The 17,493-nt window shown below is 66.8% G+C and carries 17 protein-coding genes; 6 read left to right on the top strand and 11 right to left on the bottom strand.

Annotated elements, in window-relative coordinates; translation table 11 throughout:
• Positions 1 to 49: 49 nt before the first annotated feature.
• Positions 50 to 1,579, bottom strand: coding sequence for an amino acid permease (locus ACVCMI_RS11775; RefSeq protein WP_395118979.1), 1,530 nt, complete (start codon positions 1,577 to 1,579; stop codon positions 50 to 52).
• Between the two features lie 168 nt (positions 1,580 to 1,747).
• Here ACVCMI_RS11775 and ACVCMI_RS11770 point away from each other — a divergent pair, with 168 nt between their 5' ends.
• A complete protein-coding gene (locus ACVCMI_RS11770) occupies positions 1,748 to 2,290 on the top strand; it encodes an NUDIX hydrolase (protein WP_447098711.1) in 543 nt (180 codons plus the stop codon).
• 60 nt (positions 2,291 to 2,350) lie between these two features.
• Here the strand turns inward: ACVCMI_RS11770 and ACVCMI_RS11765 are convergent, their stop codons facing one another.
• The 3 genes from ACVCMI_RS11765 to parE all read right to left on the bottom strand — a co-directional run bounded on the left by ACVCMI_RS11765 (position 2,351) and on the right by parE (position 5,607).
• A complete protein-coding gene (locus ACVCMI_RS11765) occupies positions 2,351 to 2,872 on the bottom strand; it encodes a 3-hydroxyanthranilate 3,4-dioxygenase (protein ID WP_447098712.1) in 522 nt (173 codons plus the stop codon).
• A gap of 109 nt (positions 2,873 to 2,981) precedes the next feature.
• Positions 2,982 to 3,575: a fasciclin domain-containing protein gene (locus ACVCMI_RS11760; protein ID WP_447098713.1), complete on the bottom strand. Its 594-nt coding sequence runs from the start codon at positions 3,573 to 3,575 to the stop codon at positions 2,982 to 2,984.
• A 142-nt stretch (positions 3,576 to 3,717) separates the two neighbouring features.
• A complete protein-coding gene (gene parE / locus ACVCMI_RS11755; protein WP_447098714.1) occupies positions 3,718 to 5,607 on the bottom strand; it encodes a DNA topoisomerase IV subunit B in 1,890 nt (629 codons plus the stop codon).
• Positions 5,608 to 5,874: 267 nt separating this feature from the next.
• On the opposite strand from parE, the gene ACVCMI_RS11750 reads away from it, so the two are divergent.
• Positions 5,875 to 7,059 carry a DUF6861 domain-containing protein gene (locus ACVCMI_RS11750; RefSeq protein ID WP_447098715.1) on the top strand — a complete coding sequence of 395 codons (1,185 nt, stop codon included), beginning with the start codon at positions 5,875 to 5,877 and terminating at the stop codon, positions 7,057 to 7,059.
• Position 7,060: 1 nt separating this feature from the next.
• Positions 7,061 to 7,483, top strand: coding sequence for a hypothetical protein (locus tag ACVCMI_RS11745; RefSeq protein ID WP_447098716.1), 423 nt, complete (start codon positions 7,061 to 7,063; stop codon positions 7,481 to 7,483).
• Positions 7,484 to 7,507: 24 nt separating this feature from the next.
• Here the strand turns inward: ACVCMI_RS11745 and ACVCMI_RS11740 are convergent, their stop codons facing one another.
• Positions 7,508 to 9,352, bottom strand: a complete 1,845-nt coding sequence (locus tag ACVCMI_RS11740; protein WP_447098717.1) for an ABC transporter ATP-binding protein — start codon at positions 9,350 to 9,352, stop codon at positions 7,508 to 7,510.
• A 150-nt stretch (positions 9,353 to 9,502) separates the two neighbouring features.
• Positions 9,503 to 10,183 (bottom strand): peptide-methionine (S)-S-oxide reductase MsrA, encoded by a 681-nt coding sequence (gene msrA / locus ACVCMI_RS11735; protein ID WP_447098718.1) that lies wholly within the window; start codon positions 10,181 to 10,183, stop codon positions 9,503 to 9,505.
• A gap of 121 nt (positions 10,184 to 10,304) precedes the next feature.
• Here msrA and ACVCMI_RS11730 point away from each other — a divergent pair, with 121 nt between their 5' ends.
• The gene (locus ACVCMI_RS11730; RefSeq protein WP_447098719.1) at positions 10,305 to 11,123 is read left to right on the top strand and encodes an arylamine N-acetyltransferase family protein; all 819 of its coding nucleotides are present in this window, start codon (positions 10,305 to 10,307) and stop codon (positions 11,121 to 11,123) included.
• 1 nt (position 11,124) lies between these two features.
• Here the strand turns inward: ACVCMI_RS11730 and ACVCMI_RS11725 are convergent, their stop codons facing one another.
• The 3 genes from ACVCMI_RS11725 to ACVCMI_RS11715 are packed head-to-tail and all read right to left on the bottom strand — an operon-like array spanning position 11,125 to position 12,275.
• A complete protein-coding gene (locus tag ACVCMI_RS11725; RefSeq protein WP_447098720.1) occupies positions 11,125 to 11,388 on the bottom strand; it encodes an RNA-binding S4 domain-containing protein in 264 nt (87 codons plus the stop codon).
• Positions 11,389 to 11,418: 30 nt separating this feature from the next.
• Positions 11,419 to 11,862, bottom strand: coding sequence for a barstar family protein (locus ACVCMI_RS11720; RefSeq protein WP_395118961.1), 444 nt, complete (start codon positions 11,860 to 11,862; stop codon positions 11,419 to 11,421).
• On the bottom strand, positions 11,859 to 12,275 hold the full coding sequence (locus ACVCMI_RS11715) for a ribonuclease domain-containing protein (RefSeq protein ID WP_447098721.1): 417 nt from the start codon (positions 12,273 to 12,275) through the stop codon (positions 11,859 to 11,861). The genes ACVCMI_RS11720 and ACVCMI_RS11715 overlap by 4 nt, the downstream gene beginning before the upstream one ends.
• A gap of 141 nt (positions 12,276 to 12,416) precedes the next feature.
• On the opposite strand from ACVCMI_RS11715, the gene ACVCMI_RS11710 reads away from it, so the two are divergent.
• Complete coding sequence (locus ACVCMI_RS11710; RefSeq protein ID WP_447098722.1) at positions 12,417 to 13,970, top strand: POT-type proton-dependent oligopeptide transporter; 1,554 nt, start codon at positions 12,417 to 12,419, stop codon at positions 13,968 to 13,970.
• A gap of 58 nt (positions 13,971 to 14,028) precedes the next feature.
• Here ACVCMI_RS11710 and ACVCMI_RS11705 read toward each other — a convergent pair whose 3' ends face one another.
• Together ACVCMI_RS11705 and ACVCMI_RS11700 are read right to left on the bottom strand one after the other, a co-directional pair.
• Positions 14,029 to 14,838, bottom strand: coding sequence for a DUF72 domain-containing protein (locus tag ACVCMI_RS11705; RefSeq protein ID WP_447098723.1), 810 nt, complete (start codon positions 14,836 to 14,838; stop codon positions 14,029 to 14,031).
• Positions 14,835 to 15,626, bottom strand: coding sequence for a phosphatase PAP2 family protein (locus ACVCMI_RS11700; protein WP_447098724.1), 792 nt, complete (start codon positions 15,624 to 15,626; stop codon positions 14,835 to 14,837). Before ACVCMI_RS11700 ends, ACVCMI_RS11705 begins: the two co-directional genes overlap by 4 nt.
• Before the next feature lie 134 nt (positions 15,627 to 15,760).
• Here ACVCMI_RS11700 and ACVCMI_RS11695 point away from each other — a divergent pair, with 134 nt between their 5' ends.
• A complete protein-coding gene (locus ACVCMI_RS11695) occupies positions 15,761 to 17,461 on the top strand; it encodes a serine hydrolase (RefSeq protein WP_447098725.1) in 1,701 nt (566 codons plus the stop codon).
• The last annotated feature ends 32 nt before the right edge of the window (positions 17,462 to 17,493 follow it).

The raw sequence follows: 17,493 nt of genomic DNA, 5'->3' as shown, positions 1-17,493 counted from the left end.
AGCAGCAAAAGCGTCGCGGCCGGCGTTGGAGGCGCCGGCCGCGGGTTGGTCAGTGGGCGTTCTGGCGCAACTTGCTGTTGCGGTAACCGTAGAAGCCGTAGATCAGGAAGCCGATCGCGGTCCAGCCGAGGATCAGCCACCAGCGCACCACGAACGCCTGCCAGAACAGGAACAGGCAGGCTGCCGCGCCGAGCGGGCAGACGACCCACACGAATGGCACGCGGAATGCGCGCGGCAGATCCGGGCGCGTGTGGCGAAGCACCAGCACGCCGATGCATACGGTGGTGAACGCCAGCAGCGTGCCCATCGAAACCAGGTCGCCGAGCACGTCGACCGGGAACAGGCCGGCCAGCACCGAGGCGATCACACCCACGATGACCGTGCCCACGTACGGGGTGCGGTGCTTCTTGTGCACCTTGCCCAGCAGCGGCGGCAGCAGGCCGTCGCGCGACATCGAATAGAAGATGCGCGGCTGGCCCATCAGCATCACCAGCACCACCGAGCTGAGACCCGCCAGCGCGGCAAACACCACCAGGATCTTCAGCGTGCCGAGGATATGGCTGGCGCTGCTGCCGGCCGGCACGTTGCCCAGCACGTAGTTGAGCGCGGTGGCCACCGGCTCGGGCGTGTTGAGTTCGGTGTAGGGGGCCAGGCCGGTCAGCGCCGCGGACATCGCGATGTAGAGCAGGGTGCAGATCGCCAGCGAGCCGAGGATGCCGATCGGCATGTCGCGCTGCGGATTCTTCGCCTCGCCCGCGGCGGTCGATACGGCATCGAAGCCGATATAGGCGAAGAACACCAGCGTCGCCGCGCGGATCACGCCGCTCCAGCCGTACTTGGCGCCGCCCTCGTTCTCCGGGATGAACGGGTGCCAGAGATCCGGGTTGAGGTAATGGAACGTCACGGCCAGGAACAGCAGGATCACGATGACCTTGATCGCCACGATGATCGCGTTGACCGTGGCCGATTGGGTGATGCCGCGGTAGCAGAGCCAGCTGATCGCCGCCACGATGGCCACCGCCGGCAGGTTGATCAGGGTGCCGGTGGCGATGATGTGGTGGCCGCTGGCGTCGAAGGTCAGTGGTGCCGAGGCCAGTGCGGCGGGCAGCGAGACATCCACGCCGATCCAGGCGCTGATCATGCGCAGCATTTCATTGAAGTAGCCCGACCAGCCCACCGCGACGGTCGAGGCGGCGAACAGGTATTCCAGCACCAGGTTCCAGCCGACGAACCAGGCGACCACCTCGCCCAGCGTGGCGTAGGAATAGGAGTAGGCGCTGCCCGATACCGGCAGCATCGCGGCGAACTCCGCGTAGCAGAGGCCGGCCAGTGCGCAGGCGAAACCGGCCATCAGGAAGCTGATCACCAGCGCCGGACCGGCGAACTGCGCCGCCGCCGTGCCGGTGAGCACGAAGATGCCGGCGCCGATGACCGCGCCGATACCGAGCATCACCAGGTGACGCGCGGTCAGTGCGCGTTTCAGTGTCACCTCGCCGGTACCGCTGCCCTCGACAGGCTCGCCGGCGTCGACATGAGGCATCGCCTCGATGCCGTGGGTGGCAAAAAGACCTTTTGTCATCGGGTTCCCCTCGGATGGATTTCCTGTCCTTTCCGCGCGATGGCGGCGTGCGTGGACAGGCTGGACAATGGCGGGCCAACATATCCCATGCGACGAAGGTTGTACAAGCTTCGTCCATGTTGCGGCGAAACATGCCGCGCCCACTTTCTTTCACGCGTGCAGGTGCCCATGGGCGAGTCCGCAAGCAGTCTCATCCAGGCCCTTCGTCGCTACCGTGACCAATGGCAGGGTGACGCCGACGTCGTCGCGCAGTTCGAGGATTTCGCGCAGACACACGCGGATGCTTTCGAGCGCGGCAACCCGGTGGCCCATTTCACCGGCTCGGCCTGGCTGGTCAGCGCCGATGGCGAGCGCGTGCTGCTGATGCATCACCGCAAGCTCGATCGCTGGCTGCAGCCGGGCGGGCATGCCGATGGCGATACGGATCTTGCGCGTGTCGCCCTGCGCGAGGCGGAAGAGGAAACCGGCCTGGCCGGCCTTCATGTCGATGGCGGCATTTTCGATGTCGACCGACATCGCATTCCCGCCCGCGCGGACGAGCCGGAGCACTGGCACTACGACTTGCGCTACGTGGTGCGCGCGAGTGCCGACGAGTCGTTCGTGGTCAACGCCGAATCGCACGCGCTGGCATGGCGACCGGTGAACGAGGTGGCCGCTGACGAGACACTCGACACGTCGTTGCGGCGGATGGCGCGCAAGTGGCTGGCGTAGGGCGGGCACTGCCCGCCGGTTTTCGATGTACCTTGCGCAGAGCGGCGGGCGGTGCCCGCCCTACGCGTATTTTCCTGGTGCGGGATGGACGTGGCCGCATTCGCTGCAGGTGCGTGCGTCGGTCGAGCGGTAGAAGCGCTCGAATACCGGCGGGAAGTCCTGCTCGATGCTGGCGAGGGTGAAATACTCCTCGTAGAGCTTGTGGTTGCATTGCTCGCAGAACCACATCAGGCCGTCTTTTTCGCCGGGCAGGCGGCGGCGCTCGATCACCAGTCCGATCGAGCCGGCGGCGCGGTTGGGCGAGTGCGGCACGCGCGCGGGCAGGTAGAAGATCTCGCCGGCGCGCAGCGGGATGTCGCGGGCCACGCCGTCGTCCTGCACCTTCAGCGTGATCTCGCCCTCGAGCTGGTAGAAGAACTCGGGGCCTTCGTCGTAGTGGTAGTCGGTGCGCGCGTTCGGCCCGCCCACGATCATGATGATGAAGTCGCCGTCGACGATGCACTTGTTGCCCACCGGCGGCTTCAGCAGGTGGCGGTGCTCGTCGATCCAGTGCTCGAGATTCAGTGGCGGCAGCAGGGCCATGTGCATTTGCTCGGGAAAAGCCAGTTCGCACGATAGCGCCGCCATTCCCACAAAAAAAGCCGCCCGGGCATTCCCGGGCAGCTGCTGCGAGCGGTTGAAGGTTTTGCCGTTACGGCATCAGGACCTTGTCGATCACGAAGATCTCGCCGTTGGACTGGGTCACGTCGGCAATCGTGATGTGGGCGACATTGCCCTTGTCATCGGTCACCGTCCACTTGCCGTCGTGCTTCGCCACGGTGATCGAATCGCCCTCGACCGTCTTCAGCACCGCCTTGCCACCATGCGCCTTCGCCAGCTTGGCAAGGTCGTGCGCGGTATATTTGCCCGGCACCACATGGTAGGTGAGGATCTTGGTCAGCGTGGCCTTGTTCTCCGGCTTGAGCAGGTTGTCTACCGTACCCGCGGGCAGTGCGGCGAATGCCTCGTTGGTGGGCGCAAAAACGGTGAACGGTCCGGGGCCTTCGAGCGTGTCGACGAGGCCGGCGGCTTTCACCGCGGCGACCAGGGTGGTGTGATCTTTCGAGTTGATCGCGTTCTCGACGATGTTCTTCGTCGGGTACATCGCGGCACCGCCGACCATCACGGTCTTCTGCATGCTCATCGAATCCATCTGGCCGGCCATCGCCATCGGGGCGAAGGCGGCGGTGGCCAGTGCCATCGAAAGACCAAGAGTGAGGGCGCGCACGCGGGAATGGGTCTTCATGAAAGTTCTCCAGGGGTTTCCGCTTCGCGGATTGGAAGCACCTGTAGATACGCGACATGCGCTCCAGTGGATGCAAGGTGTCGGCGTGCGATTCAGTGAAGTGAAATCCATGCGAAGCACGGGCTCGCCAGGACGCGGACGATTACACCTCGAGCGTGGCCAGGTCGCCTTTCTCTTCGAGCCACGCCTTGCGGTCGCCGGCGCGCTTCTTGGCCAGCAGCATGTCCATCATCTTCGCCGTGCCGGCATCGTCGTCGACGGTCAGCTGCACCAGGCGGCGGGTGTCCGGGTGGATGGTGGATTCGCGCAACTGCGGCGGATTCATCTCGCCCAGGCCCTTGAAGCGGGTGGTGCTGACTGCGCCCTTGATCTTCTCGCGCTCGATCCGCTGCAGCATCGCTTCCTTCTCGCCCTCGTCGAGGCAATAGAACACCTGCTTGCCCACGTCGACACGGAACAGCGGCGGCATCGCCACGAACACGTGGCCTTCGCTGACCAGTCGCGGGAAATGCCGCAGGAACAGGGCCGAGAGCAGGGTGGCGATGTGCAGGCCGTCGGAGTCGGCGTCGGCGAGGATGATCACCTTGCCGTAGCGCAGGCCGCTCAAGTCGTCCTTGCCCGGATCGCAGCCGATCGCCACGGCGAGGTTGTGCACTTCTTCGGAGGCCAGCACCGAGGTGGATTCGACTTCCCACGTGTTGAGGATCTTGCCGCGCAGCGGCAGGATTGCCTGGAACTCCTTGTCGCGTGCCTGCTTGGCGCTGCCGCCGGCCGAATCGCCCTCGACCAGGAACAGCTCCGTGCGGGTGAGGTCGGTGGCGGTACAGTCGGCCAGCTTGCCGGGCAGTTGCGGACCCTGGGTGATCTTCTTGCGCACGATCTGCTTGGCCGCCTTCAGCCGTGCGCTGGCGCGCTCGATCGCCAACTGGGCGATGCGCTCGCCCATGTCCACGTTCTGGTTCAGCCACAGGCTGAAGGCGTCGTGGATGACGTTCTCGATCAACCCGGCGGCATGACGCGAGGACAGCCGCTCCTTCGTCTGGCCGGCGAACTGCGGGTCCTGCAGGCGCGCGGACAGCACGAACGCGATGCGCTCCCACACATCCTCCGGCGCCAGCTTCACGCCGCGCGGCAGCAGGTTGCGGATGTCGCAGAACTCGCGGATCGCGGTGGTCAGGCCACTGCGCAGGCCGTTGACGTGGGTGCCGCCCTGCATGGTGGGGATCAGGTTGACGTAGCTTTCCTGGACCAGTTCGCCCTCGGGCAGCCAGGCCAGCGCGACCTCCATGCCTTCGGCGTCGCGCGCCATCTGGTGCACGAACAGCTCGGTCGGCAGCAGCTCGTTGCCATCCAGTTCGCCGCGCAGGTAGTCGCGCAAACCGTCCTCGTAACGCCACTCGATGACTTCGCCGCTGGCCTCGTCGGTCAGCTTCATGTTGAGGCCGGCGCACAACACCGCCTTGGCGCGCAGCAAATGCTTGAGCTTGCCCAGCGAGATCTTCGGCGAATCGAAATACTTCGCCTCCGGCCAGAAATGCAGCGTCGTGCCGCTGCGCTTCTTCGGCACGCTGCCGATCACTTCCAGCGGGCTGACCTTGTCGCCATGCTCGAACGCCATCGCGTATTCCGAGCCGTCGCGGCGGATCGTCACCTCGACGCGATCGGACAAGGCGTTGACCACCGACACGCCCACGCCGTGCAGGCCGCCGGAAAAGCTGTAGTTCTTGCCGCTGAACTTACCGCCCGCATGCAGTCGCGTCATGATCAGCTCGACGCCCGACACGCCTTCCTCGGGATGGATGTCCACCGGCATGCCGCGGCCGTCGTCGCTCACCGACACCGAACCGTCGCCGTGCAAGACCACCTCAATCGCACTGGCGTGGCCGGCCAGCGCCTCGTCCACCGAGTTGTCCACCACCTCCTGCACCAGATGGTTCGGCCGGGTGGTGTCGGTGTACATGCCCGGCCGGCGCTTGACCGGGTCCAGGCCGGAGAGGACTTCGATGTCGGCGGCGTTGTAGCGACTGCTCATGTGGGTGTTTCGATGGAGAAAAGACGGCAAAGCATGGGGCGCGCGGGTGGCGACGGTCAAGCCGGACAGGCTCGGGCTGGCGGCACGGAAGGCATCTGGACGGCCCCTTTGACGGCACCAGGCCGAACAGCGCCTGGATCCGAGCGCCGAGTTCGCGGGCCAGTCGTTCGCGGCATCGCACAAGGATGATGTGTGTCACGCTGACAGGCGTGGGTGCACGTTATCCTGTGGCTTCGATGGAGATTTGTCGACCGGGGATCAGGGAAGATGACGGGACTGCAGGGTGCATGGATCGAGCTGGAACGCTGGGCTGCCCGCCGCGTTTCTGCGGCAAAAGGCGATGCCATCCTGCTGGCGGCGCGCAGTCGCTGCCTCAAGGAGGCATTGACGCAATCGGCCCAGCAGGCTGCCGAACAGATCGAGCGCGACTTTCATGATCTGGACGTCGCCGCGGTTGCCCGGGAGATCGCCCGCCTGCTGGCCGAATGCCTGGCGATCATGGTCGCCACCACCGGCATCGGCGCACTGCTCGGTGGCGTCGCGGGATTCTTCGGCGGTTTCGGGGCTGGCGCCGCGCCGGGTGCGGTGGCGGGCGCGGCGCTGGGCGCGGAAGCGGGCGAATGGATGCTCGCCGCGCTGGGCCTGAAGGCGTTGGCCGAATTCGTCGTGGAAGGCCTGCCAGCCATCGGACGCACCTATTGGAGCGGCATTCGCGAAGCGTGGCTGGCCGCTGCTCCGCCACCCTTGCCCCAGGGGCAACCGCACATCAACGCCTTTGCCATCCGGCACGCGGCCAGCCTGCTTGCCCGCGGTCACGTGGCCATGTTCGTCCTGTTGCTGATGGCGATTGTCGCCTACGTCAGCAAGGGGCGTGGCAGCATGCGGGAACTCGCCGAAAAGGCCAGCCATGGTCGTTTGGGGCGCAAGTTCGGCGAATGGTTGTTGCGAAATGAGTCGAAGCTCAAAGCCGATCCGCGGCTGCGTTCGAGTGAAGAGCCAATCGTTGGGTTCGGCGAATCAAGCAAATCCCCTCAAGGCGGAAGCAGCAAGCCTGCACCGAGGCGTTCACCCGCGGCAAAGCCTTCTACGGCTGCCGTGAAGAGCACCGCCGTGGAGAAGGAGCCGATTGTCCAGAGGGGTGGGGCGCACGGCGACGTCAAGGGGTTGCCGGGTTACGAGTCGCACCACATGCCTGCCGATTCGGTCAGTCCTCTTCCCACGAATCAAGGCCCTGCCATTGCGATGAAGATTGACGATCACCGCATGACAGGGAGTTGGGGCAACTCTCGGGAAGCGCGCGCGTATCGAAAGCGACAGGCGGAACTTCTCGAGCAGGGAAAGTTCGGCGAGGCCCAGAAGATGGATGTGGACGACGTGCGCGCGAAGTTTGGCGACAAGTACAATGAGGCCATCGATCAGATGCTGAAGTACACGGACAAGAAGGGGCCTTGAAGTGAAATACGACATCGCTCCAGGCAAGGGAATCAAAGGCATTCCGTTCGGGACAGGCGTGTCAGGGGTACGGGCGGCGTTGGGCGCGGGCTTCAAGTCGTTCATGCGCACCCCGGGCGCTGCGCATCCGTGTGACTATTTCGCCGGTGCGGGACTGTTCGCCAACTACGACAAGACCGGGCGTCTGGAGGCGATCGAGCTGGCCTCGCCTGCAGCGCCGGAGCTCTACGGGATCAACTTGCTGGGCATGGGTTTCGAGCAAGCTGTGAAATACCTCAAGTCCAAGGATCCGCAGCTTGAGCGCGAGGTCGACGGGGCGATTTCCCTGGCGCTGGGGATAAGCCTTTACGCACCGCACGCGGTGAATGATCCGAAGCTGCCGCCGGAAAGCGTGCTGGTGTTCGCGCCCGGTTATTACGACTGAATTGTTGCTGTGGTCATCACGGCTTCACCGATACCCCTGCGCCTGCAACGAGAACAGGTGTGCGTAATGCCCGTCCTCGGCCATCAGCTGCTCGTGGTTGCCGCGTTCGACGATGCGGCCGTCCTGGATCACGATGATCTGGTCGGCCATGCGCACGGTGGAAAAGCGGTGCGAGATCAGGATCGCGATGCGGCCGCCGGAAAGTTCGCGGAAGTGTTCGAAGATGGTGGCTTCGGCTTGCGCATCCATCGCGGCGGTGGGTTCGTCCAGCACCAGGATGTCGGCGCGTGAGCGCATGAAGGCGCGGGCCAGGGCGATCTTCTGCCACTGGCCGCCGGAGAGTTCCCGCCCGTCGTTGAACCACTTGCCCAGCTGCGTATCGAAGCCGGCCGGCAGGCTGTCGATGAAGTCGCTGGCCATGCCCTTGTCGCTGGCCTCGCGCCAGCGCGCCTCGTCGTCGAAGTGGGTGACGTCGCCGGCGCCGACGTTCTCGCCCACGCGCATCTGGTAGCGCGCGAAATCCTGGAAGATCACGCCGATGCGCTGCAGCAGCACGCCCTCGTCCCACTCGCGCAGGTCGGTGCCGTCGAGCAGGATGCGGCCGCTGTCGGGCGTGTACAGGCGCGTGAGCAGCTTGATCAGGGTGGTCTTGCCCGAGCCGTTCTGGCCGACCAGGGCCAGCGATTCGCCTGGGCGGATGTGCAGGTCGATGTCGCGCAGCGCCGGCTCGCCGGCGCCGGGGTAGGTGAAGCTGACCTGCTCGAAGCGGATGCCGTCCTCGGGCCGCGCGCCGCGCTGTGCCATGCCGGTGGCCGGCGGCACCGGGGTTTCCAGGTATTCGTACAGGGTGGAGAGGTAGAGGTTGTCCTCGTACATGCCGCCGATCGCCGACAGCATCGCCGACACCGCCGACTGGCCCTGGCGGAACAGCGCCAGGTACATCGTCATCTGGCCCAGGGTGATGCGTGCCATCACGGTGCTGGCGGCAATCCACGCATAGGCGCCGTACAGCGCCAGCGTGCCCAGCAGGCCCAGCACGAAACCCCAGCTGTCGCGACGCACGGCAAGGTCGCGGTCGGCGCGGTACAGGGTGTGGAAGATGTCGCGGTAGCGTTGCAGCAGCAGCGGGCCCAAGCCGAACAGCTTCACTTCCTTGGCGTGGTCCTCGCGCGCCAGCACGGTTTCCAGATACAGCTGCATGCGCGTTTCCGGCGAACGCCAGCGGAACAGGCGGAACGCGTCGCCGGAGAACTTGGTCTCGGCGAAGAATGAGGGCAGGCCGGCCAGCAGCAGCACCGCCACCGCCCACGGCGAGAACTGGAACAGCAGGCTGCCGTAGCTGAGCAGCGAGATCGCGTTCTGGCCCAGCCCGAACGTGCGCGTGACCAGCGACAACGGCCGGCTCGATGCCTCGCGCCGGGCGCGCGTGAGCTTGTCGTAGAACTCCGAATCCTCGAAGTGCGCCAGCTCCAGGGTCAGCGCCTTTTCCAGGATCATCACGTTGACGCGCTGGCCGAGCTGCGCGCGCAGCAGCGACTGGCACAGCGACAGGCCGCGTTGCGCGCCGGCCAGCGCCGCCACCAGCATGCCTTCCAGCGCCACCCATTCGAAGACCGATCGCAGCGGCGCGTGGCCGTCTGTGGCCCAGAGGCGGCTGGCGGCCACCACCGCGTCCACGATGTGCGCACCGACCCAGGCGATGCCGGCCGGCAGCAGGCCGGCGACCAGGGTGAGCGCGGCCAGCGCGACGGTCAGCGCGTGGCTGGTGCTCCAGACCAGTTCCAGCGCACGACCGCTGTAGCGGAACACACCCAGGAAGCTTCGGGCGAGTTCCTTCGGTGGCTCGGGAGAAGTGGCGTGGGGTGGCACGTTGGAGGTCGCCGGAAGGCGCGGACGGTGCGCGAAGCTTCCGACATGGGGGTCGTGCCGTCACACGCAAGGCGACCCCTGTCGCAGGAGCGCCCTTGGGCGCGATGCCTTTTCGTTGCGTCACGAAGAGCATCGCGCACGAGCGCGCCCCTACAAAGCGGCCTGGTAGAGCTCGGGGAACAGCCGCTGCAGGTGGGCCACCTTGGGCGCATCGTTGATCACGATGTACGGGTTGCGCGGGTGCAGGTCGTAATAGTGCTGGTGATAGGCCTCGGCCGGGTAGAACGCCGTGAGCGGAACCACCTGGGTGACGATCGGCGCGGCGAACGCATGGGCCGCCGTCAGCTGGGCGATGTAGTCGGTGGCGATCTTCTTCTGCTCGTCGTTGCCGTAGAAAATTACCGAGCGGTACTGGGTGCCGCGATCCGGTCCTTGCCGGTTGAGCTCGGTGGGGTTCAGCGCGACCGAGAAGAACACCTGCAGCAGCGTGCCGTAGCTGACCCGGGACGGGTCGAACTCGACCTGCACCGACTCGGCGTGGCCGGTGTCGCCGCCGCTGACCTCATCGTAGTGGGCGGTGCTGGCGGTCCCGCCGGAATAGCCGGCGGTGACCTTGCGCACGCCCTTCACGTGCTCGAATACCGCCTCGATGCCCCAGAAGCAGCCGCCGGCGAGCACGGCCACCTCGTCGTGCGCGGTGGAAGGCGCCGCATCGACGACGGGCGAGGGCAGGCGCACGCCTTCATGAGCAGCCGCGGCGGGCTGGCAGGCCGCGAGGCCGGCGAGCAGGAGCGCGGCGGCAAACGGAAACAGGCGGCGTGGACGGATCATGGGCAACCTCGCTGACGATGGCGTGCGGACGCACTCAACCCATCATTCGTCGACGGGAGGGCGGCGGTTACCTCGCGACGGTGCGGCGCTACCATGGGCGGCGAATTCGCTGGAGGGTTGCATGCCTGACGCCGTCAATCTGGACGCCTACCTGCGCCGCGTGGGCTGGTCCGGCCCGGTCGGGGTGGATCTGCCGACCCTGCGCGGGCTGGCCATCGCGCACGTGGCCACGATCCCGTTCGCCAACCTCGATCCGCTGATGGCCCGGCCGGTTGATCTCGATCTGGCGGCGTTGCAGCGCAAGCTGGTCGACGAGGGCCGTGGCGGCTACTGCTTCGAGCAGAACTTGCTGTTCGAAGCGATGCTGCGCGAGATCGGCTTCGAGGTGAGCGGCCTGATCGCCCGCGTGCTGTGGGGTCATCCGGAGGATACGCAAACCCCGCAGAGCCACATGCTGTTGCGCGTCGAGCTGGAGGGCGAGAGCTGGCTGGCGGATGTCGGCTTCGGCGGCCACGTGCTCACCGGCGCGCTGCGGCTGCAGCCGGATATCCGGCAGGCCACCGCGCACGAGCCCTTCCGGTTGCTGGAACGCGATGGCGAGTGGCGCATGCAGTCGCTGGCGCATGGCCAGTGGCGCACGCTGTACCGGTTTGATCTGCGCGCGGTGCCGATGGTCGATTACGTGGTGGCCAATCATTACGTGTCGAGCCACCCGGCCTCGCGCTTCGTCAGCCATCTCTTGCTCGGCCGCACCACCGCGGATCGACGGTTGGGCCTGCTCGATTACGAGTTCACCATCCGCCGCGATGGCCAGGAGCCGGAGCGCCGGCAACTGCGCGACGTGGCCGAGCTGCGCGAGGTGATGGAAGGTGAATTCCTGCTGCCAGCTTCCGCGATAGAAGCGCTCGGCGATCGCCTGCAAGGCTTGCCGCGCGCCTGATTCAGCGGTGTCCGCCGGCCGGCGGGCGGCCGTCTTCGTCGCCCAGCGGGTCGGCCAGCACGTGAATCTCCACGTCGTCGAGGGTGACGAACTGGCCTGCGCGGATCTTGCAGGTCTTGCGCAGTTCCACGGTGCCGTCGACCTTCACCGCGCCGCTCGCCACGATCGCCTTGCCGGCGCCGCCGCTGTCGCACAGTCCGACCAGCTTCAGCAGCATGTTGAGTTCGACGTAGCCGCCTTCCAGTTCAAATTCGATGGTCTGCATGGTCTTGCCGTGGGGAGGGATGGTCCGCGCTCAGGCGGAAGGATGGGCGTGCTCGAACGCGCTGTCGGGCAGCGCCAGGAAGGCGAACCAGGGATGGTCGTGCTCTGCGCCGAAGGTGGCGGCGTCGTCCAGCACGCCGAGCAGGATCTCGTAGTCGCGGCTGGCCGTCGCGCGCAAGTCGTCGACGTGCTCGAACAACAGCACGTGGCCCCACGCCGGCAGCCAGCCGAGATCGCGCAAGCAGTCGGCCAGCGCGTCCCAGTTGTGACCGAAGCTGGCCGGCAGCTGCAACGACACCGCCAGGCGGTGCAGCAGTTCATCCTTGTCGTGGCAGCCGGCAAGGTCGGTGCGACACACGTGCAAATCGTCACGCGCCGCGATGCGGGCCAGCCGATCGAGATCGTCGACGCCGACGAAATACACGCCGCTCAGCGCGGGCCGGGTCAGGTCCAGGTCGAAACGGTCCGCGCTCATCGCGCCACCTCGAAGCGACGGAAGCTGCGGTAGTGATCGTCGGTGTAGTACCAGACTTCCGGCGGCGTGCCGCCGGTGACGATGCGCCGCGCGCCGCGGTTGCGCGCGCCGGGCGTCTCGACCGTGTACTCGTGGTAGTAGCCGCGTGGCTCCTTGGGCAGCAAGCCTTCGTAGTTGCCGAACACGGCGCCGTCCTGGCGGTGCTCGAACGGACCGCCGGCGGCGATCCGCTGCACCATCGCGCGCGCCTGCGGCGGCAGCGATGCCATCGCGTCGTCCGCCGGTGCCACGCGCGTGGCGACAGGGTTGCCGGCGGGGCCGGCAGGCGCGCCCGGCGCTTCGCCGTGGCGCTGCCACAGCAGCACGGCGACGATGGCGATCAGCAGCAACAGCAGCGGTCGAAGACGGCGCATGGTTCTCGCGGCAGGCGGTGGCGAGGCGAGCTTAGCAGGGCCGAACGGGGCTGCAGGCTTCCTTCATCGAAGGAAATTACGCACACTCCGCCTTCGCCTCGATACAGCGCGTGCGCTGCCCACCCGACTTCCGGAGCCCGGATGAGCACCACCTCCGACCATGATCGCGGCCGCTTGCCGCGCCAGATCGCCTACATCATCGGCAACGAGGGTTGCGAGCGTTTCTCGTTCTACGGGATGCGCAACATCCTCACTCCGTTCCTGATCACGAGCTTGCTGCTGTACCTGCCCGAGGGCCAGCGCATGCTGGCGGCGAAGGACGTGTTCCACACCTTCGTGATCGGCGTGTATTTCTTCCCGCTGTTGGGCGGCTGGATCAGCGACCGTTTCTTCGGCAAGTACAACACCGTGCTGTGGATGAGCCTCATCTACTGCGCCGGTCACGCCTGCCTGGCGATCTTCGAGGACAACCGGCTGGGCTTTTTCGCGGGACTGGGCCTGATCGCGCTGGGCGCGGGCGGCATCAAGCCGCTGGTGGCGTCGTTCGTGGGCGACCAGTTCGACCAGTCGAACAAGCACCTGGCGAAGATGGTGTTCGACGCGTTCTACTGGATCATCAACTTCGGCTCGTTCTTCGCCTCGCTGCTGATGCCGCTGTTCCTGCACCACTTCGGCGCGGCGGTGGCGTTCGGCATTCCCGGGGGCCTGATGTTCGTCGCCACCGTGGTGTTCTGGCTGGGCCGCAAGCAGTACGTGATGGTGCCGCCGGGGCCGCCGGACCAGCACGCGTTTTCGCGGGTGGTCCGTACCGCGCTGCTGACGCAGCGGCCGGGTCAGACGCGGCCGGGCTTGTGGCTGGCGGTGGTCGCGGTGGTGGTGGCGCTGGCGTCGTTCGCGCTGGTGCCGTCGCTCGGCTTCGTGATCGCCGCATGCATCGCGCTGGTGGTGCTGATCGGCGGCGTGGGCGGCGGCGCCTGGCTGCAGATGGATCGCGCACGGGGCGCGCATCCGGACGCTGCGGTCGATGGCGCACGCAACGTGCTGCGCGTGCTGGTGATCTTCGCGCTGACCACGCCGTTCTTCTCGCTGTTCGACCAGAAGGCCTCGACCTGGGTGATCCAGGGTGGCGAGATGACGATGCCGTCCTGGTTCCGGCCGGCGCAGATGCAGGCGCTGAACCCGTTGCTGGTGATGCTGCTGATCCCGTTCAACAACCTGGTGCTGTACCCGCTGTTGCGCCGGCTCGGCTACGAGCCCACCGCGCTGCGCCGGATGACCGCCGGCATCGCGTTCAGCGGCCTGGCCTGGATCGTGGTGGGCGGCCTGCAGGTGGTGATCGACGGCGGCGATCCGCTGTCGATCGTGTGGCAGGTATTGCCGTACGCGCTGCTCACCTTCGGCGAGGTGCTGGTCTCCGCGACTGGTCTGGAGTTCGCCTACAGCCAGGCGCCGGCCTCGATGAAGGGCGTGGTGATGAGTTTCTGGAATCTCACCACCACGGTCGGCAACCTGTGGGTGCTGCTGGCCAACGCGGCGGTGCGCAACGAAAGCGTGATCGGTTCGATCGCCCACAGCGGGCTCAGCGTCACGGCGTTCCAGATGTTCTTCTTCGCCGCTTTCGCCTTGCTCGCTGCGCTGGCGTTCGGGCTGTACGCGAGGCGCTATCGCGAAGTGGATCACTACCGGCCGGTGTAGGGCGGGCACTGCCCGCCGGCCCTTGGCCCGTGACGGAAAGCGGCGGGCAGTGCCCGCCCTACGAGGTCGAATCCACGCGTGATTGCAGCGCCATCGCGGCGGCCGGGTTGCGGTGCTTGGCGGCGCTGATGAAGAACACGAACACGTCGCGCGGCTTGCCTCGTGGCTGCACGGCGGCCGCGTGCGGAAGGTCGGCGATGTCCTCGCCGGCAGCCCAGGCTTGTGCACGCGTGGCCCAGAGGTCGAGCGCGTCGGGGGCGTAGCCGGTCGGGATGCCGTCGACGCTGCGCATCAAGCGCGCATAAGCGAAGTCGCCGGTGAGATCGGCCAGCGACGGGTACTCGGTCGAGTCGGTGAACACGGTGGGCACGCCTCGTGCGCGGGCCAGTTCCACGTACGGCGCGCAGGCGAAGCTGGGGTGGCGCACTTCCAGCACGTGGCGCAGAGGGTGCCCGTTCAATTCGCGCGGCAGGGCGTCCAGGAAGGCCGCCACGTCGTCGGCATCGAACCGTCGCGACGGCGGCAGCTGCCACAGGATCGGCCCCAGCCGGTCGCCCATCTCGACGAGGCCGCCGTGGATGAATCCGCCGATGCCCTTGCCGGTGTCGGCCAGCCGCTTGCCTTCGGTGATGTAGCGCGGCGCCTTCAGCGAGAAGACGAAACCGTCCGGCGTTTCCGCCGCCCACTTCGCGTACGTGGCCGGTTTCTGCGCGCCGTAGAAGGTGCCGTTGATCTCGATCGCGCGCAGCTGGCGGCTGGCGTATTCCAGCTCGCGCCGTTGCACGAGTTTCGTCGGGTAGAAGTTGTTGCGCCACGGTGCGTAGGTCCAGCCGCCGATGCCGACGCGGATCGTGCCGTGCTTGTTCATGGCGTGGCCCCGCCGGGCTGGTGGCGCAGCCATTCGGAGGTGCCCATGCACAGCACCAGCCACGCCGCGCCGATGGCATAACCGGCCATCACGTCACTGAGGTAATGCACCTGCAGCAGGATCCGGCTGACGCCGATCACCCCGACCATCAGCACGGCGCCGGCGATGACCGCGCGATGGAAGCGCGGCGTCAGCCGCAGCAGCACGTAGGCCAGCATGCCGTAGAACACCATCGCGCCGAACGCGTGCCCGCTGGGGAAACTCCAGCCCGGCTCGACGATGAAACCGTGGTCGTGCAGCGGGCGGGCACGGCGGAACAGCGCCTTCAGCCCGCCGTTGATCGGCAGGATGCCGAGCAGGGCCACGCTCCAGCTCGCCGCCAGCGTCCACTGGCGGCGCAGCAGCAGGATGAGCAACACCACGGCCGCCGCGCTGGCGACCCACAAGGTGTCGCCCAGATGGGTGATGGCGGCGATCACGCGCAGCGCCGGCACCGGCACATGGGCACGGAGGCTGGCGGCGAGGCTGGCGTCGAAGCCGTCCAGGCCGGTCGTCGGCTGGCCGGAAATCGCCAGCGCGAGGCCGCCGAAGAACAACCCCAGCACCATGCACAGCAGCAGGCCCGTGCGCCAGCGCAGCATCGTCGGCGCCTGGCCCAGCAGCGCAGCGCGCCGCTGCCAGCGCGCGTTGTGCCGCCAGGCCAGGTCGCCGGCCAGCAAGGCCAGCAGCAACAGCAGCGCCCACAGCAGCAGGGAGTGCAGCGCAATCCATTCCGCCAGCGTGTTCATTGCGATCCTCGTTTCGCTTGCCGATCCGCGCATGATCGCGGCTTGCGCGGCCGGCGTCGAGTTGGATGCCGGGCTGGCCTTGCGGGCGATTTCTCGCGATAGTGCGCGGGTCGTCGCCCTGGGGGAGAACTTCGATGGTCCAGCGATTCGGGTCCGTGCGTGCGCTGTCGTTCCGGCTGTTGGCCGGCCATGCCTTGCTGGTCCTCGGCGCGTCGGCGCTGGCGCAGGCTCCGGCCACGCAGCAGCTGCCGCCGCCGGTATCGACCGGCGACATCGTGCAGCCGCTGCTGCCGGCGCAGCTGCAGGATTTCGACGCCTACATGGCGGATACGCTGAAGACCTTCGAGGTGCCCGGCATCGCGGTGGCCATCGTCAAGAACGGCAAGGTGGTGATGGAGCGCGGCTTCGGCGTGAAGGAGCTGGGCAAGCCGGACCCGGTCGACGCGCACACGCTGTTCGCGATCGCCTCCAACACCAAGGCCTTCACTGCCGCGGCGCTGCAGCAGCTGGCCGACGCGGGCAAGCTGGACATGGACGACCGCGTGATCGACCACCTGCCCTGGTTCCGCATGTCCGATCCGTACGTGACGCACGAGATGCGCATTCGCGACCTGCTGGCGCACCGCAGTGGCCTGAGTCTGGGCGCGGGTGATCTGCTGTACTGGCCGCCGTCCTCGTACACCACCAGGGAAGTGGTCGAGCGGTTGGCCAAGGTGCCGCTGAAGAACGGTTTCCGCAGCCACTACGCCTACGACAACATCCTGTTCGCGGTGGCCACCCTGGTGATCGAACAGACTTCCGGCCAGAGCTATGCCGACTACGTGCGCGAGCACCTGTTCAAGCCGGTGGGCATGGAGGAGTCGCTGATCGACATGACTTACCTGAAGCCCGGCATGGACGTGGCTGCCGGTCATGCCCCGTACGAGTTCAAGGACATCAAGCCGGTGCCGCCGATGGCCTGGCTCAATGATCCGGGTGCTGGCGGCATCTACTCCAGCGTGCATGACCTGGCCAAGTGGATGAACGTGCAACTGGCCGGCGGCGCCTTGCCGACCGTGGGCGCCGACGGCAAGCCGCGGCGGGTGTTCTCCGAGAAGAGCCACCACGAGATGTGGTCGATGCTGACGCCGATACCGATCAGGAAGGCGTCGATCCCCGAGCTGGAGCCGCTGACGCCGGACTACTACGGCTATGGCGAAGGCTGGTTCCTCGGCCAATACCAGGGCCGCAAGCTGGTCTGGCATACCGGTGGCTGGCCCGGCTTCGTGTCCCGGGTGACGATGGTGCCTTCACTCAAGCTGGGCGTGGTCGTGCTGACCAACCAGCAGTCCGGCGCCGCATTCAACGCGGTGACGTATCGCGTGCTCGATGCCTACCTCAACCCCTCGCACAAGACCGACTGGGTGGCCGTGTACCAGAAGGCCGTGCAGCACGCCCAGGCCAAGGCCGACGACAGCGTGGCGAAGCACGAGCAGGCGCGCGACAAGCGCAGCAAACCCTCGCTGCCGCTGGCCGACTACGCCGGCACGTATCGCGACCCGTGGTACGGCGACGTCATCATCAGCCAGGAGCGCGGCAAGCTGCGCATGCGCTTCGGCAAGACCGAACAGCTGGTCGGCACGCTGACGCCGTGGCAACACGACAGCTTCACCGTGCGCTGGGATGACCGCTCGCTGGACGCCGATGCCTTCGTCGATTTCGCGCTGGACATGGACGGCAAGATCCGTGAAGTGCGCATGCAGCCGATCTCGCCGCTGACCGATTTCAGTTTCGATTTCCAGGACCTGCGACTGGTGCCGGTGGAGGCTGCCACCGGGGCGTCAGCAGGCAAGTGATCCATCACGGCGCCGTTCGCGGCGTCCACGCC

The organism is Rhodanobacter sp. UC4448_H15 (genome assembly GCF_052978265.1).
Note: the sequence above shows the minus strand (reverse complement) of the source record. Positions and strands in the feature narration are given on the sequence as shown.